Consider the following 16,113-nt stretch of genomic DNA (forward strand, 5'->3'; position numbering starts at 1 on the left):
GGAATCGGGTCAAATAGCCAGCTCTTCCGCCTCCTTGCGTACCGCGCGCGACAAGACCAGCCGCTGGATTTCGGAAGAGCCCTCATAGATCTCGAGTATGCGCTGGTCGCGGTACAGCCGCTCGGCCACCGTAGGCTTGCAGTAGCCCAGCCCGCCCCAGATCTGAACGGTATTGTCCACTACCCGGTGCGAAACCTCCGAGGCGAACAGCTTGGTCATGGCGCCCAGGTTGGAGACGTCTTCCTGGCGGTCATAGGCTTGGGCAGCCTGGTACAGCATCATGCGGGCAGCCGAGATTTCCGTGGCCATGTCGGCAAGGCGAAAGCCGATGGCCTGGTTGTCCCCGATGGGTTGGCCGAAAGTCCGGCGCGCCACGGCGCGGGCGGCGGCCTCGCGGTAGCTTGCCAGCGCCACGCCCAGGGACTGGGCGGCGACCATGATGCGGCCGACATTCAACGTCTGCAACGCCAGGCGCAGCGCGCGGTTGAGTTCACCGACCTGGGCGCTTTCAGGCACGACCAGGTCGAGTTTCAGGTTCGAGGTCTGGGTGCCGCGGATGCCCATCTTGTCGGAGAGTTCGTCAATGACCGCGCCCGGCTGCTCCTTGTCGACCATGAAGGCGCTGATGCCGCGTCCTCCTGCCGCCGGGTCGGTCTTGGCAAAGACCACGTAGTAACGAGACGCGCCGCCATTGCCGATCCAGTATTTCTCCCCGCGCAGGCGCCAGCCGCCGCCTTCGCGCACGGCCGTGGCCTCGATGGCCGCGGCATCCGAACCGGCGATGCGCTCGGAAAGTGCAAAGCTGGTGGCGCGGCCCTCGGCCATTTCGCGCAGATAGAAGGATTTCTGCTCGTCCGTGCCGGCCAGCAGCAGGGGGAACGCGCCCAACTGATAGGCGCACATGATGGCGGCGGTCGAAGCGCAGTGCGTACCCAGGGCTTCGACTGCCGCCACGGTGGCGACCAGGTTGGCGCCCTGGCCACCCCATTGCGTGGGTAGGAACAGGCCTGTGAACTTGTTTTCCACCAGGGCGGCGATGGTCTCCCAGGGATAGCGTTGTTCACGGTCCAGTTCGGGGGCGAGCGGCGCGAAGCGCTCGGAGCCCAGCTTATGGGCCAGGGCCTGCCAGCGGGTGGCGGTATCGTCCAGCGTGGGATTCCAGATAACAGTCACTTCGAGTTCTCCAGTGTGGTCGCCATGGCCTTGGGACGCTTGCGACGTGTCGCCAGCAGGCCCATCAGCCCTTGCGGAAAGAAAGCCAGAACAAGGATCAGCAGGCTGCCGAGCACGATTTTGTCGACATAGCCTCCGAACGAGAAAAACTTTTCCTGGATCAGGATCAACGCGGTGGCCAACAGCGGCCCGAGCAACTGGCGGCGGCCGACCAGTACGACGGCGGTCAGCATCAGGATGAGGAAGTAGGTTTCAAGGATGTCGGCGCTGACGTAGGCGCGCTGATAGGCATACAACCAGCCCGCGCAGGCCGTGATGGGCGCCGAGAACAGGAAGACCTGCAGGCGCACCCTGAGCGGATCGATGCCGTTCATGGTGGCCAGGCGGGGATTCAGGTGCACCATCAGCGCCGCCTGGCCCAGGCGCGAGTGGCGGAAGCGGTCCACCAGGTAGAGCGTGATCGCCAGCAGCGTGAACGCGTAGGGCCAGAGCGTCTGGTCATTGCCGGCACTGAGCGTCCAGCCGCCGATGGACAAGTCCAGCGTGGGCAGGCCGCGGATGCCATCCGAGCCGCCCAGGAAGGCCCAGTTGGCTGCCAGGGTCATGGCGACCACGGCGACCGCGTACGTCACCAGCGAAAAGACGAACTCGCGCAAGCGCAGGGTGACCAATCCGATTACTGCCGCCAATCCCAGGGCGACCGCAATCGACGCGGCCAGCGTCAACCATGCGCTGGCGCCGGAGCGGGTAGCCAGCAACGCCGTCACATAAGCTCCCGCGGCGAAGAAGACAGTATGTCCCAGGCTCACCTCGCCCAGGTCCGAGACGATGACATCCAGCCCGTAGGCCATGATGGCCATGATGGCGATCAGCACGGCGGCGCTGTAGAGAGCCTGGCTGCCGCCCAGCCAGGAAGGCAGGAAGAATACGATGACGGCGCCCGGCAGCAGCGCGAGACGCGAGGCGGAAAGCGTGGCCATCAATGGACTCCTTTCATCGAGCCGGCGGTCAGGCCGCCAGGGCGCAGCACCAGCACGCCAATCAGTACGACGAAGGCCGCGGCGGTTGCGTATGCGGGCGACACCAGGGCGCTGAACAGCGCGGTAAAGACGCCCAGTGCGACGCCCGCGACGTAACTGCCGGTCACGCTGCCGATGCCCCCCAGCACGACCACGACGAAAGTGATGATGACCTCTTCGAAACCCATGGAGGTCAGGATCGGCGTGCGCGGGGCCACCAGCCCGGCGGCCAGGGCGACCGCCGCGCCTTCGAAGGCGAACACGCCGTAGTAGACCTGCCGCACATTGATACCCGCCAGTTGGGCCAGCTTGGGATCCTCGGCCACCATGCGCACCAGCCTTCCGGCGCGGCTGCCGTCGAGCACGCGCTTGAGCAGCAGGAACAGCAGGATGGCGGCGGCGACGATGGCGGCATCCTGCCAGGTCAGCCACAGGTCGCCGATCTCGATATCGCGTTGCGACCAGGCGGTATCCAGAATTTGTCCCGTCGAGCCGAAGGCCAACGACGCTGCGCCGTGCATGACATAGCCAAAGCCGAGCGTCATGATCATGATCGACACCAGGTTCTGTTCGAACGTGGCGCGCAGCATGATGCGCTGCATGATGATGCCGATCAGCGCGCCGGCCGCCATGGCCAGCGGCAAGGCCAGCAGATAGGGCAGGCCGGCGGTGGTGGTCGCCCACCAGGTGACGAAGGCGCCCAGCATGTACATCTGGCCGTGGCCGAAGTTGACCAGCCGGGCAACGCCCAGCAACAAGGTCCAGCCGATGGCGATCAGCGCGTAGGCATGGCCCAGCACCAGGCCATTTATCAACTGTTGCAGCAGGCTCATGTCGTATGTGCTCCCAGATAGGCTTGCGCGATGCGAGGATCCGCGCCGACCTCTGCTGCGGGGCCTTGCAGCACCAGCCGGCCGCGCTCGAGCAGCAGCAGACGATCGACCACCTGCAAGGCGGCGCGTACGTTCTGTTCCACCAGCAGGATGGCCAGGCCGGCGCTGGCGAGCGAGCGCAGGCTTTGCAGCACTTGCGTCACCAGCATGGGCGCGAGCCCGATGGAAGGTTCATCCAGCAGCAGGGCGCGCGGCCCCATCATGAGCGAGCGGCCGATGCCCAGCATCTGCCGCTCGCCGCCGGAGAGCTGACCGCCCAGGTGCAGGCGGCGTTCGCGCAGACGGGGGAATAGATCGTAGACATCGTCGCGCTTGTAATAGCGGCGCGACGAGTCCTCGGCGGGCGTGATGGCGGGGGCGAGATTCTCTTCCACCGTCATGCGTGAAAAAACCAGGCGAGACTCCGGCACCAGCAACAGTCCCGCGCGTACGCGCTCATGTGTCGGCAGGCCGTCGATGGGCCGTCCCGAAAGCTGGACCTCGCCGCTGACCGCGGGCTGACCGCGCGACCAGCCCAGCAGGGCGTTGACCAGCGTCGACTTGCCTGCTCCATTGGCGCCTATCACCCCGACGATCTCTCCGGCCCGCAGGTCCAGCTGGTCAAGCTGGAGCACGCGATTGCCGGCATAGGCGACATCGAGACGCCGCGCGCTGAGTACGTGTGGCGTGGACATCATGAATCGCCTCCGAGATAGGCCTGGAGCACGCGCGGGTCGCGCTGGATCTCTGCCGGCGTGCCGCAGGCCAAAGTCTTGCCGAGGTTGAGGACGCAGATGTGGTCGGCGACGGACATGATGAGGTCCATGTGATGCTCGATCACCACCACGGCCACGCCCTCGGCCTTGAGCGAGCGCAACAGCGAGGTCAGGGCTGCCATGTCGGCGCCGCCCAGCCCCGCGGCGGGTTCGTCCAGCAGCAGCACGTCGGCGCCCGAGCCGTAGGCCAGCGCGATGGACAGCATGCGCTGCATGCCGTACGAGATTTCATGCGGCTTCAGATCGTGGCAATCGGGCGGCAGGCCGAAGCGCTCCAGGCGCTTGGCGGCCTGGTCGCGCAGGGCCTGCGCCTGCCGGCCCGCCGTCAGCGGGCGCAGGATGCAGGCGCCGAGGCCGGCCGTGCCGCCCAACGCCGCCACCATGTTGTCGCGCACGCTCAACTGGTCAAAGAAGGCGTTTTGCTGGAACGCGCGTTTGATGCCCAGCCGCGCCAGCCCATGGGCCGGCACGGCGCTGATGTTGCGCCCGCGCAGATGCACGCTGCCGCCGCGGGGGACCAGCGCAGACACGGCGTCGTAGCACGAGCTCTTGCCGGCGCCGTTGGGGCCGATGATGCCCAGCAATTCGCCGGCGCTGACTTCCCAGCTGACGTCTTCCAGGGCGACCAGCGCGCCGTAGCGCACGGCCAGGCTGTCCACGCGCAAGGCGGCAGTCATGGCTTGACCACGATCTTTCGGTCTTTGACCGTGAACAGGTAATAGTGCGACTGCAGCTGGCCGTTGGGCTCGAACGTGACGTCGCCCATGAGCGTGCCCTTGAAACTGCCGCCGCGTATGCGCTTGGCCACAGGTTCGCGATCGAGCGTTTTGAGCTCGTTGACCGCCTGGGCCCAAACCTGCAGCGAGGTCGCGCCCAGCGCCATGAACTTGTCCGGCGTGTACTTGAACATCTCCTGCGTCTTGGCGACGAAGCGCTTGTTGGCGCTGTTCGAGGCGAAGGGCTCGACGTCGGGGAAGTAGATGTCCGCGCCTATCAGGCCGTCCGAGGCATCGCCCGCTACGTTGATGACGCTGGGGGCCACGGTGCCGACCGCGCTCACCAGTTGGCCCGGCAGGCGTGATTGGCGGGCCTGGCGGATGATGGCGGGCATGCCCAGGCCTTCGTTGGCGTTAATGGCGACGGTGATGTCTGGCTTGGCGGCGCGCACGTTGGTCATGGCGACGCGGAAGTCGGCTTGGGTGAAGGGGAATTTCTCCTCGGCCACTTTTTCATAGGTGTGCCCGAGAGCCTTCAGCGCCTTCTCGATGGATTCCTGCGCACCGTTGCCGTAGGCGTCGTTCTCGGTAAGAAAGGCGACGCGCTTGGCGCCGGCGGTCTTGGCGATGTATTCGGCGATGACCGTGCCGTCCTGTGCGTTCGAGCTGTTCAGCCGGATCGCCAGCGGATTGCCTTCGCCGGAAAGAATGGGGTCTGCCTTGGAGATTGCGGTGATGTCCAGCACGCCGGCGCGGGCGATCACGGGCTGCATCGCCAACGTCACCGGGCTGTTCCAGCCTTCGATGATGACCGACACGCCGGCGCTGATGAGTTCGGTGGCGCGTGACACGCCGACCGCCGGCGTGGATTCGTCGTCGCGCGACACGATCTCGATCGGACGGCCGAGCACGCCGCCGTCTTCATTGATCACCGCCGCCATGGCCTGAATCGCTTGCGTGACGTGCTGGCCTTGCGGACCCGCGCCGCCCGACAACGGGAAGATGACGCCTACCTTGATGGGCGCGGTGGCCGCCCCGACGGGTGCGCACAAGGCCATCGAGGCCGCCAGCGCCAGGGGCGATGCCATGCGCAACAACTGTTGTATCCGCTTCATGCCTGTCTCCTGATTTTTGTGACACCGGTCTGCGCCGGCGCTGCGGCGGCCATGGCCGCCGTGCTGCATAAATGGGGACTGCGTGGTGCAACGGTTGACGGAGGCCGCGGGCCGGTAGGTCTCCGGCACTCTGAATCGGCTGTCGGAGTAAACATACCATTCGGTATTTTGATAGGTCAACGGCGTAAATAAAGTTTGATTCTAGGCATTTTCCCTAGGTAAAAAATCAGTTTTTTGGTTTTTATTGATCAGATACTAATTGGTATGTACTATGAAATTTCCTTTTTCGTCACTGAGGGCTTTGGCATGAAGACAGAAGGCAACAGCGCGCTGGTGACAGGCGGCGCATCCGGGCTGGGCCTGGCGACGGCGCAACGCCTGGTCGCGCAGGGCATGAAGGTGGTGATCGCGGATCTGCCTGGTTCAGCGGGGGAGGCAGCCGCCCGCGATATCGGGGCGCTGTTCGCTCCCACGGATGTCACCCGGGAGGCCGACGTGCAGGCCGCGTGCGAACTGGCGGCCACGCTCGGCCCCTTGCGGGTGCTGGTGCATTGCGCGGGCCGCGGCGGGCCGGTACGTCTCATCGACAAAGAAGGAAATCCCGGCTCGCTGGAAACCTATACGGACATCGTCCGCATCAATCTGATCGGCACTTTCAACACCCTGCGCGTGGCGGCGGCCCATATGGCGCGCAACCCGGTGGACGACGAGGGCGAACGGGGCGTCTGCATCCTGACCGCTTCGGTGGCGGCGTACGAAGGCCAGATCGGCCAGATCGGCTATGCCTCTTCCAAGGCCGGCGTGGTGGGCATGACCATCGTGGCCGCGCGCGACCTGGCCAGCAAGGCGATACGCGTCTGCACCATCGCGCCTGGAATTTTCGATACGCCCATGCTGGCTCGCGTTTCTGACGATGCCCGCAAGACCTTGTCAGCCTCGGTGCCGCACCCGGCGCGCCTGGGCATGCCCGCGGAATACGCCCTGCTGGCAGAACACATCATTGCCAACCCCATGCTCAACGGCGAAACCATCCGTCTGGATGGCGCCTTGCGCATGGCCCCACGCTGACGTGTAGAGGAGATAACGATGACCGAGAACAAGACGGAAAGCGACGAGGTACTGCTGGAGAGCAGCGACGGAATCCTGACGATCACCATCAACCGGCCGCAAGCGCGCAATGCGGTGACCCTTGCCGTGGCGCGGGCCATCGCCGCAGCCGTGGATGAACTGGATGACCGTGAGGACCTGCGCATAGGCATCCTGACCGGCGCCGGCGGTTCGTTCTGCGCCGGCATGGACCTGAAAGGCTTTCTACGCGGCGAACGGCCCAGCATAGAAGGGCGAGGATTCGGCGGGCTGACCATGCGCCCGCCGAAAAAGCCGCTCATCGCGGCGGTCGAGGGATATGCGCTGGCGGGCGGCTTCGAGCTGGTGCTGGCTTGCGATCTGGTGGTGGCGGCCGAGAATGCGCAGTTCGGCGTTCCGGAGGTCAAGCGCGGGCTCGCGGCCACTGCCGGCGGCCTGGTCCGCCTGCCGCGGCAGTTGCCGTGCCGGGTGGCGATGGAGCTGGCGTTGACCGGCGACATGTTTCCCGCAGCGCGTGCCTTGAGCTACGGCCTGATCAACCAGGTGACTGCGCCCGGACAGGCCCTGCAGGGCGCGCGGGAGCTCGCGCGCCGCATCGTCGCCAACGGGCCCCTGGCCGTGGCAGCCAGCAAACGCGTCATCGCCGAGTCGCAAGGCTGGCCGGCCGACGAGATCTGGAGCCGCCAGGCCGAACTGACCGAGCATGTCTTCACGTCGGCCGATGCCCGCGAAGGTTCCGCGGCGTTTGCCGAGAAGCGCGCGCCCGTCTGGCAGGGGAGGTGAGGTATGGCTGGCGATGCGCGTTTTGACGGGCCCGGACCCGACGTCCGCCATCAGGCGGGTTTGCGGGAGGGCCGTATCCTGTTGCAGCACTGCGACGACTGCGCCAGCGTGCGCTTTCCTCCGGCGCTGGTCTGCCGGGCCTGCGGCAGCCCACGGCTGACCTGGCGCGAGTCGCCGGGCGCGGGCGTGGTCTATTCAACCACGACGGTGCGCGACCGCGCCGGAGACTACAACGTCTCGCTGGTCGAAGTGGAAGGCGGGGCGCGGATGATGACCCGCGTCGAGGGCGTGGACGCGCCTGCCATCGGTTCAAAAGTGCGCGCGCGCATCGTCGCGGGCGACGACGGGGCCTACGTTGTATTCGACGCCCCGGGAGAACGCTCATGAGCGCCCGCTTGCGAGGCCGTTGCGCCATTGCCGGCATAGGCAATACGCGGCGCTGGAATGCGCCCGGCCGTTCTCCCTTCGATCAGCTGCAGGAGGCGGCGATCCTTGCGCTGGAAGATTGCGGCCTGGGGATGAAGGATGTAGATGGTCTGTATTGCGCCATGTCCACATCCGGCCTGCCGGTGCTGAACGTGGCGGAACGGCTGGGCATACAGCCGCGCCAGGCCGATGGCACGATGGTCGGCGGTGCGTCGTTCCTGTTCCATCTGCAATCGGCGATGGCTGCGCTGGAAACCGGGCTGTGCGATGTCGCGCTGATCTGCTACGGGTCGAACCAGTTGACCGCAGGCGGCAAGCTGGCATCCATACCTGACCCGCAGCCCTACGAGACGCCGTTCGCGCCGCGTTATCCGATCTCGAGCTATGCGTTGGCCGCGGCGCGGCACATGCATCGGTATGGGACCACGCGCGAGCAGCTGGCGGACGTGGCGGTGGCGGCGCGCCTGTGGGCGCAGCGCAATCCGGATGCCTATGTGCGCGGCGAGTTGACGCGCGCGGATGTGCTGGCCTCGCGCATGGTCAGCGACCCGCTCAGCAAGGCGGATTGCTGCCTGGTGACCGACGGCGGCGCCGCCGTGGTGCTGGTCAGCGCGGATCGCGCGCGCGACCTGCGCAGGCCGCCGGTCTATGTGCTGGGCACCGGCGTGGCGACGAGCCACAGGCAGATATCCTGCATGCCGGATCTGGCTACCACCTGCGCGGTCGAGTCAGGGCAACGCGCCTACGCCATGGCCGGGCTGTCGCCGCGCGACATCGGCCATCTCATGGTCTATGACGCGTTCACCATCAACACGATCCTGTTCCTGGAGGACCTGGGCTTCTGCGCCAAGGGGGAAGGGGGCGCCTTCGTCGCCAGTGGCGCCATCGCGCCTGGGGGCTCCCTGCCGGTCAATACCAACGGCGGCGGGCTCTCCTGCAACCATCCTGGCATGTACGGCCTGTACACCTTGCTGGAGTCGGTGCAGCAGTTGCGCGGCGAGGCGGGCGAGCGGCAGGTGCCCGACGTGCAGGTGTCGCTCGCCCATGCCAATGGCGGCGTGCTGTCCAGCCAGGCCACGGCCATACTCGGCACCGCCGACGTTTTGTGAGGTTCGCATGCCCATCGATCCGGCAACACTGTTGGCTGCGCGCATCCCCGAGCGCATCCAGGAATACGACTGGCGCGACTGCGCGCTCTACGCCCTCGCGCTCGGCGCGGGCATGAATCCCGTCGACGAGGAGGAGCTGTCCTACGTCGATGAAACCCGGCTGAAGGTCCAGCCGACCCTGGTCAACGTGTTGGCGGACCCGGGCTTCTGGCTGCGCGATCTGCCGCTGGGGCTGGATTGGCGCCGCACGGTGCATGGCGAACAGTCCATACGCCTGCACCGGCCCCTTGCCCCCAAGGGGCGGGTAAGAGGCGTGACTCGCATCGTCGACCTGGCGGACAAGGGCGCCGGCAAGGGCGCCTTGCTGTACGTCGAGCGTGAACTGTTCGATGCCGCGGACGGCGCCTTGCTGGCCACCCTGCAGCAGACTGTGTTCTGCCGTGGCGATGGCGGTTTCGGCGGGCGGGAGTCGGCGCGGCCGGCGCCGCCGGCGATGCCGGCGCGCGAACCCGATGCGGCTGTCGATTGCCCTACTTCGCCGCAGGCCGCCCTGGTCTACCGGTTGTCGGCAGACCTGAACCCGCTGCATATCGATCCCGCGGCCGCGCGGCTGGCGGGCTTCAAGCGGCCGATCCTGCATGGCATGGCCAGCTTTGGCGTGGCCGGTCTGGGCCTGGCGCGCCTTTGCTGTCCGGGAGAGCCCGAGCGGGTGCGCGCCATGAGCGGGCGTTTTCGCGCGCCGGTCTATCCGGGCGAGAGGCTGCGGGTCGATGTCTGGCGGGAGCAGCCGGGACTGGCGCGCTTTCGCGCCGTGGTTGTGGAGCGCGGCGAGATCGCCATCGACAACGGCGCATTCGAGTTCGGAGAGTCGCAATGACAACAAAAAAGGTGCTGGTGGTGGGCGCGTTGGGCGTGGTGGGGCGGGCGGTGATGGAGCATCTGCATGGCCGGCCGGACGTGCTGTGCGCAGGCTTGTCGCGACGGTCGGCCGACTTTGCCAGGGATGCGATATGGATTGCGGCCGACCTGCGCGATGCGCAGGCAACGCGGCAGGCATTGGCCGAGCACGGCGATGTGACGCATCTGGTCTATGCCGCCTTGAACGAGCAGCCGGATTTGCTCAAGGGGTGGCGGGATCCGGAGAACGTCGCCATCAATACGCGGATGCTGGCCAATACGTTGGCGGCATTGGACGGCGCGCCGCTGGCGCATGTGACCCTGATGCAGGGGACCAAGGCCTACGGCGTGCATACGGGGCGGGCCATGCGCATCCCCGCGCGCGAGCAGGACGCCGTGCGCGACCATGCCAATTTCTATTTCGACCAGCAAGACATGCTGGAACAACAGGCGCGGCGGCAAGGGTTCGGATGGACCATATTCCGCCCGCAGATCGTGCTTGGCGTTGCCCTGGGTAGCGCCATGAATCCGGTGGCGACGCTGGGCGCCTATGCCGCGCTGTTGCGGGAATCGGGCCAGCCGCTGGCCTATCCCGGACATCCGGAGCTGTTGACGGAATGCACGGATGCGCGTCTGATCGCCCGCGCGGTCGAGTGGGCCTGGGATGCGCCGCAAGCCTGGGGTGAGGTCTTCAATATCGCCAATGGCGATGTGATGGCCTGGCGCCATCTGTTTGAGCGCCTGGCCGAATTCTTCGGCATGCCAGCAGGGGAGTTGGTGCAGACCCGTATGCGGCAGGCCATGCCCGCCGAAGCCCAGGTCTGGCGCGAGATGGCGCGGCGGGAGGGCTTGCATGTGAACGAGCTGTCGGACCTGATCGGGCTGTCATGGCAGTACGCGGACGCGACCTGGTCGGCGCAACACCCCTTGCCGTTCCCGCCGCTGGTATCCACCATCAAGCTGCGCCAGGCCGGCTTCGGCGATTGCATCGACAGCGAGCTGTCGGTGCTGGAAAATCTGCACAGGATGCAGGCGCTCGGCTACTTGCCGCGCTGAGCCGGGCGCCCGCGATCCCGCCTATTGCACGGGCGGGATCTTCAACTTCTCGATCAGCGCGCCCCAGCGCTGACTCTCCCGCAACGTGATATCGCGCAGTTCCGCCGGACTGCTGCTGCGCGGTTCATTGCCGATCTGCTGCATGGTGCGCACGAACTGTGGCGAAGCCGTGATCTTGCGCAGTGCGGCGTTGAGCTTGTCGACCACTGGCGCCGGGGTCCCGGCCGGAGCGAACACGGCGTACCAGGTTTCGCCGACCACGTCCGGATAGCCCAGCTCGGCGAATGTGGGCACGTCGGGCAACAGCGGTTGACGCTGCGGACTCAGCACGGCCAGCGCGCGGTACTGCCCGGCGCGCACATTGGGAACGGCGCTGGTAAGCGCCTCCACGTTGGAGTCGACCACGCCGCCTATCATGTCCACGGTGGCGGGCGCCGCGCCCTTGTAATGCACCTGCGTCACGTCCACGCCCATGCCAGCTGCAGCCAGCTCGCCCAGCAAATGGACCATGCTGCCGAGACCGTTGGTGGCGTTGTTGACCTTGCCGGGATGAGCTTTGGCATAGGCGGCGTATTCGGCCACGTTTTTTGCGGGAAAGTCCTTCTTCACTACAAAGGCGAACGGCACGGTGGCGATAGCGGAAACCGGCGCGAAGTCGTCCAGCGTGTACGACATCTGGGTCATCAAATGAGGCGTGACGGTGAAGGTGCTGCCGGAGGAAAGCAGCAGGGTGTATCCGTCCTTGGGTGCGCGCGCCACGAAGGTGGCGCCTATCATGCTGGATGCGCCGGCCTTGTTGTTGACGACAAAGGTCCCTCCCAGCTCCTCGCCCAACTGCATGGCGAGTTGCCGGCCCACCACATCGCTGGTGCCGCCGGGGGGAAAGGGAATGACAAGCGTGACGGGCTTGTCTGGGTAGCTGGGTGGGGCGGCCTGCGCAAGTGGGGCGAGGCTGGCCAGGGCCAAGGCGGCCCAGGCCGGAATGCGATTCAGCATTGCGGTCTCCGGCAAAGAGGTGAGAGCCGCGGGCGTAGCGCCCGCGGCCGGCTTCAGACGGTGGCGACGGGAGTGACGGGCGAACCTACCGCGCCGGGCAGGCGCAGCGGCGGCGCCGTCAGCAGGAAAGTGCTGCGGCCATGCTCGCGCAGCCATTGCGCCAGCTCTGCGAAGTACCAGAGTTCGCCGAGATGCAGCCCAAGCTTGAAGAGGCAATGCGCGTGCAGGGGCAGGCCGGGATAGTGCTCACCCTTGCCTGGCGTGGCCGGATAGGCTTCCACCGCGAAGTTGTCGGCGCAGATTGCCACGATGCCGGAGTCGGTGATCCATTGCAGCAGGCGTTCGTCGCGGCCGTCCAGCACGGCGCACGAGCGCGCCAGGACGTCGCCGTCCGGCTGCTTGTTCATTTCCAGGATCAGGTCGGCAAAGCCCGTATAGAGGCAGAGAAAATCGCCGGGCAGTACCGCGACGCCGTCCAGGGCTGCCATCAGCTCGTCATAGCCGATCAGTGCGCGTTCGCGCCCGTAGCGGCGTTCCAGGTCGACCAGCACGCCACGCCCCTGGACGCCGGCGGTGGCCATGCGTTCGATACCGATGGCCTTGGCGCCCAGGCCGCTCTTTGCGTCATCGGGCCCGATCACGTCCAGGCCGCCGCGATAGCCGTTGTAGTAGACCTTTTCGGGCAGCCCGTCGCCGTTCGCATCGAACATCTGTCCAACATGCCCCAGTCCGTCCCATTGGGTCGAGTACTGCAGGAACATGAGGACGGCGTCGTCCGAAACGACGTCGTTGAAGCAGGGGCAGACCTGCGACAGCCGATAGTTGTAGTTGTGGCCGTCGCCGCGCTTGTCGTAGGAGAACTGCGGTTCCCGGCGATGCTGGAACAAAGTGTTCCCGCCTGGGTAGTCCAGCGGCAGGCTGAGGCAGAACGCCCGGCCTTCCTGCACCTCGCGGAACGCGCGCAAGCGCGTTTGCGGGGTTAGCAGATTCATGCGCCCGATCTGATCGTCAGGGCCGAAGTCTCCCCAATTCGATCCTTCCGGGCGCTGCTTCCAACGTGGGGTATCCATATTCTTAGACATCCTTGCCATGGGTTGGTGAGCCTGCGTGCAGACCGTCCGCCGATTGTCTCCTTCAGCGGCGGGCTGCATTCTTTGGGCAAACATACCACTCGGTATGTTTTTATGTCAATCGCGTTTTCCCATATAAAAAATCCCGGCTTTTAATGCTGAGATTTTTGTTTTTTATGAGAAATGAAAAATACCAATCGGTATCTTTATGGGAATTGGGAGCAAGGAAAGCCCCTGCCGCGCCACGCTCGTGCGAGCACGAGCGTGCTAGGGGACGGTCGGAAGGCTGGGATGGAAGACATGGTCCGTTCGGGAACAGAACGAACAGGGCACGATCAGCTCCCCGTATCGGGGGCATTGGAAGGAACGCCCGGCGCGCGTAGCGGCGCCGGGCGGGATCGGGATGTGGGGGGCGGCCTACTGCTTGTCCATGTACGTCAGCGCGGAAGCCACCAGCGCGCGTACACCCACGCGCAGCGCGTTTTCGTCGATGGCGAACTCCGGCGAATGGTTGGGCGCGCCGCTTTTGTCGCCCAATGGCGAGGCATTAATGAACCAGAAGACCGAGGGCACCTTGCCGCTGACGCCATATGCGCCGAAGTCCTCGCTGCCGGTGGATGGCGCGGGCATTTCAACTGTCTTGCCGGCGCCGGCCGCTTCCTGCCATGCAGGTATCAAGCTGCCGGTCAGGGATTTATCGTTGTCGACGACCTCGTAGCCGGTGTAGATGTTCACCTCGGAGCTCAGGCCATAGGCCTGCGCAATATGCTCGGCGCGTGCGCGGATGGCCTCGTGGACGATGCGTTGGTTGTGCGACGAAAGCGAGCGTACCGTGCCCGCCAGTTCGGCGCTTTCGGGCAGGATGTTTGCGCGCCGTCCGCTCTGCAACATGCCGATGGACAGTACGGTGACGCCGTCGGATTGATCCACCTTGCTGCTGGTGATGCCCTGCAGCGCCAATGTCAGTTCTGCTGCGGGTACGAGCGCGGGATTCGCGGTCCATGGGCGTCCGCCGTGTCCGCCCTTGCCGTGCAGTGAGATCTCGAAGCGGTCGCCGCTGGCCATGGTAGGGCCGGCGCGATAGGCGATGGTGCCGGAGGGGGCGCCGGCGCTGATGTGCTGGCCGAAGACCACGTCCACTTTGGGATTCTCCAGCACTCCCTGCGCGATCATGGCCCTGGCGCCGCTGGGCTCTTTGTCGGGTCCCCATTCTTCGGCGGGCTGGAATAGGAAGACTATCGTGCCGGGCAGTTCGTCCTGCATCGCCGACAAGGCCTTGGCCGCGCCCAGCAGCATTGCGACATGAGTGTCGTGGCCGCAGGCGTGGGAAACCGATACCTGTTCTCCGCGCCAGACGGCCTTGGCCTGCGAGCGGAATGGCAGGTCATTGCGTTCCTCGACGGGCAGGGCGTCCATGTCGGCGCGCAACGCCACCACCGGTCCTGGCTTGCCGCCCTTGAGCACGGCCTTTACGCCTGTGCGCGCTATCCCGGTCTCGACGGTGATGCCGGGCATGGCGCGCAAGGCGTCGGCGATGTACTTCGCGGTTTCGGTCTCCTGGTACGACAGCTCAGGATGCTGGTGTATGTGGCGTCTCCATGCGATCACTTCAGACTCGGTCTGGTCCGCCCGTTGCAGGGCCTCCTGCAGCAGGCCGGCATCGGAGGCGGCCTTGGCCACCGGCAGTGTCAGTCCCAGGGCCAGCATCAATCCGGAACTCGCGGCCATAAGCCGGTTGGGTAGGGCCATTGCCTTGCTCCTATCAGTGGGGCGCCTCGGACTTGCGGGCGCAGGGAGAAATGTTCAGCGCTGCGCGCAAGCGGCGATGGCGCGTGCGACATAATCGATGTTGCCGTCGGTCAGGCCGGCAACGCAGAGTCTGCCGGACTTCAGCAGATACACGGCATGTTCGCGGCGCAGCGATTCGACCTGCTGGGGGCTCAACCGCATGTAGGAGAACAGTCCTTGCTGTCGCTCGATATAGTCCCAGGCTTCGCGCGCGCCGGTCAATTGCGTCAGCGCGTTGGACAAGCGGGCGCGCAGGCTGACGAGCCGTGTCCGCATCTGCTCCAGTTCATCGGTCCAGACTTGCCGCAACGCGTCATCGCTCAGAATGGCGGCAACCAGGGCGGCGCCAAACGTGGGAGGCGTGGAGTAGTTTCCACGTATCAGCAGCTTGAGCTGGCCCAGCGCGCGGTCGGCGGCGGTTTGGTCGCGGCACACGATATTCAGGGCGCCGCAGCGTTCGCCGTACAGGGAGAAGTTCTTCGAGAAGGAACTGGCGACCAGGCATTCCACGCCCGCCCGCGCCATTGCCCGGATTGGTTCGGCGTCCGCATCCAGACCTAGTCCGAACCCCTGGTACGCCAGGTCAAAAAAGGGAATCAGGCCCTGGCGCGCAAACAGTTCGGTCAGTGCCTCCCACTGATCTGCAGACAGGTCCACGCCAGTTGGGTTGTGGCAACTGGCGTGCAGCACGACGATGGACCCTGCCGGCAGAGCCTGCAACGCGTCATGCATCTGCGCAAAGCGCACGGTGGCAGTTTGGGCGTCGTAGTAGGGATACTCATGCACCGCGAAGCCCGCCTGGCGGAAGATCTGAGCATGGTTCTCCCATGTCGGATCGCTGACCCAGACCGTCGCTTTGGGGCAGATATGGCGCAGCAAGTCCGCGCCCAGCTTCAAGGCGCCGGTGCCGCCGACACTTTGGGTCGTCACCACGCGCTCAGGCTCGGGGCCATTGGCTCCGAAGATCAGCGATCTGGCTGCGTTGCGGTATGAGGCCGAGCCGGGGATGGGCAAGTAGGGATGCGGCTTTCCCGCCTGCACGAGCATGTCGCGGGCCTGGCGCACGGCGCGCATCACAGGGATGCTGCCGTCTTCGGCAAAGTAGGTGCCGATGCTGAGACTGACTTTGTGGGGCGCAGGGTCGTTCTGGAAGGCTTCAACCAGCGCGAAGATGGTGTCGCCGGCTGTGGCGGGCAGGGGAGAGAAAAGAGACTGCATGGAACTGCCTCAT

16 protein-coding genes are annotated in these 16,113 nt (G+C 65.7%); 6 read left to right on the plus strand and 10 right to left on the minus strand.

Annotated elements, in window-relative coordinates; genetic code table 11:
- Positions 1 to 9 precede the first annotated feature (9 nt).
- The 6 genes from HV766_RS02875 to HV766_RS02900 are packed head-to-tail and all read right to left on the minus strand — an operon-like array spanning position 10 to position 5,671.
- Positions 10 to 1,173 (minus strand): acyl-CoA dehydrogenase family protein, encoded by a 1,164-nt coding sequence (locus HV766_RS02875; protein ID WP_054452166.1) that lies wholly within the window; start codon positions 1,171 to 1,173, stop codon positions 10 to 12.
- Complete coding sequence (locus tag HV766_RS02880; RefSeq protein WP_175180516.1) at positions 1,170 to 2,153, minus strand: branched-chain amino acid ABC transporter permease; 984 nt, start codon at positions 2,151 to 2,153, stop codon at positions 1,170 to 1,172. Before HV766_RS02880 ends, HV766_RS02875 begins: the two co-directional genes overlap by 4 nt.
- Entirely contained in the window at positions 2,153 to 3,025 is an 873-nt protein-coding gene (locus HV766_RS02885; RefSeq protein ID WP_054452164.1) for a branched-chain amino acid ABC transporter permease, read from the minus strand. Before HV766_RS02885 ends, HV766_RS02880 begins: the two co-directional genes overlap by 1 nt.
- Positions 3,022 to 3,762, minus strand: coding sequence for an ABC transporter ATP-binding protein (locus HV766_RS02890; RefSeq protein WP_225590391.1), 741 nt, complete (start codon positions 3,760 to 3,762; stop codon positions 3,022 to 3,024). The genes HV766_RS02885 and HV766_RS02890 overlap by 4 nt, the downstream gene beginning before the upstream one ends.
- On the minus strand, positions 3,759 to 4,517 hold the full coding sequence (locus tag HV766_RS02895; RefSeq protein ID WP_175180517.1) for an ABC transporter ATP-binding protein: 759 nt from the start codon (positions 4,515 to 4,517) through the stop codon (positions 3,759 to 3,761). The genes HV766_RS02890 and HV766_RS02895 overlap by 4 nt, the downstream gene beginning before the upstream one ends.
- Positions 4,514 to 5,671 (minus strand): ABC transporter substrate-binding protein, encoded by a 1,158-nt coding sequence (locus HV766_RS02900; protein WP_175180518.1) that lies wholly within the window; start codon positions 5,669 to 5,671, stop codon positions 4,514 to 4,516. The genes HV766_RS02895 and HV766_RS02900 overlap by 4 nt, the downstream gene beginning before the upstream one ends.
- 306 nt (positions 5,672 to 5,977) lie before the next feature.
- Between HV766_RS02900 and HV766_RS02905 the strand changes: the two genes are divergently transcribed.
- The 6 genes from HV766_RS02905 to HV766_RS02930 are packed head-to-tail and all read left to right on the plus strand — an operon-like array spanning position 5,978 to position 11,028.
- Positions 5,978 to 6,739: an SDR family NAD(P)-dependent oxidoreductase gene (locus HV766_RS02905; protein WP_175180519.1), complete on the plus strand. Its 762-nt coding sequence runs from the start codon at positions 5,978 to 5,980 to the stop codon at positions 6,737 to 6,739.
- 18 nt (positions 6,740 to 6,757) lie between these two features.
- On the plus strand, positions 6,758 to 7,540 hold the full coding sequence (locus HV766_RS02910; protein ID WP_175180520.1) for a crotonase/enoyl-CoA hydratase family protein: 783 nt from the start codon (positions 6,758 to 6,760) through the stop codon (positions 7,538 to 7,540).
- Positions 7,541 to 7,600: 60 nt separating this feature from the next.
- The gene (locus tag HV766_RS02915; protein ID WP_233564553.1) at positions 7,601 to 7,927 is read left to right on the plus strand and encodes a Zn-ribbon domain-containing OB-fold protein; all 327 of its coding nucleotides are present in this window, start codon (positions 7,601 to 7,603) and stop codon (positions 7,925 to 7,927) included.
- The gene (locus HV766_RS02920; RefSeq protein WP_175180521.1) at positions 7,924 to 9,075 is read left to right on the plus strand and encodes a thiolase family protein; all 1,152 of its coding nucleotides are present in this window, start codon (positions 7,924 to 7,926) and stop codon (positions 9,073 to 9,075) included. Before HV766_RS02915 ends, HV766_RS02920 begins: the two co-directional genes overlap by 4 nt.
- 7 nt (positions 9,076 to 9,082) lie before the next feature.
- Positions 9,083 to 9,952 carry a MaoC/PaaZ C-terminal domain-containing protein gene (locus tag HV766_RS02925; RefSeq protein ID WP_054452157.1) on the plus strand — a complete coding sequence of 290 codons (870 nt, stop codon included), beginning with the start codon at positions 9,083 to 9,085 and terminating at the stop codon, positions 9,950 to 9,952.
- Positions 9,949 to 11,028: an NAD-dependent epimerase/dehydratase family protein gene (locus HV766_RS02930; protein ID WP_054452156.1), complete on the plus strand. Its 1,080-nt coding sequence runs from the start codon at positions 9,949 to 9,951 to the stop codon at positions 11,026 to 11,028. Before HV766_RS02925 ends, HV766_RS02930 begins: the two co-directional genes overlap by 4 nt.
- A gap of 21 nt (positions 11,029 to 11,049) precedes the next feature.
- On the opposite strand, the gene HV766_RS02935 is transcribed toward HV766_RS02930, so the two are convergent.
- The 4 genes from HV766_RS02935 to HV766_RS02950 all read right to left on the minus strand — a co-directional run bounded on the left by HV766_RS02935 (position 11,050) and on the right by HV766_RS02950 (position 16,100).
- Entirely contained in the window at positions 11,050 to 12,024 is a 975-nt protein-coding gene (locus HV766_RS02935; protein WP_054452155.1) for a Bug family tripartite tricarboxylate transporter substrate binding protein, read from the minus strand.
- A gap of 53 nt (positions 12,025 to 12,077) precedes the next feature.
- On the minus strand, positions 12,078 to 13,094 hold the full coding sequence (locus HV766_RS02940) for a cyclase family protein (RefSeq protein ID WP_125471767.1): 1,017 nt from the start codon (positions 13,092 to 13,094) through the stop codon (positions 12,078 to 12,080).
- 417 nt (positions 13,095 to 13,511) lie between these two features.
- On the minus strand, positions 13,512 to 14,843 hold the full coding sequence (locus HV766_RS02945; RefSeq protein WP_367648156.1) for a M20 metallopeptidase family protein: 1,332 nt from the start codon (positions 14,841 to 14,843) through the stop codon (positions 13,512 to 13,514).
- A 54-nt stretch (positions 14,844 to 14,897) separates the two neighbouring features.
- On the minus strand, positions 14,898 to 16,100 hold the full coding sequence (locus HV766_RS02950) for an amino acid aminotransferase (protein WP_175180522.1): 1,203 nt from the start codon (positions 16,098 to 16,100) through the stop codon (positions 14,898 to 14,900).
- Positions 16,101 to 16,113: the final 13 nt, after the last annotated feature.

It is taken from the genome of Achromobacter aegrifaciens, assembly GCF_902859735.1.
GTDB lineage: Bacteria > Pseudomonadota > Gammaproteobacteria > Burkholderiales > Burkholderiaceae_B > Achromobacter > Achromobacter aegrifaciens.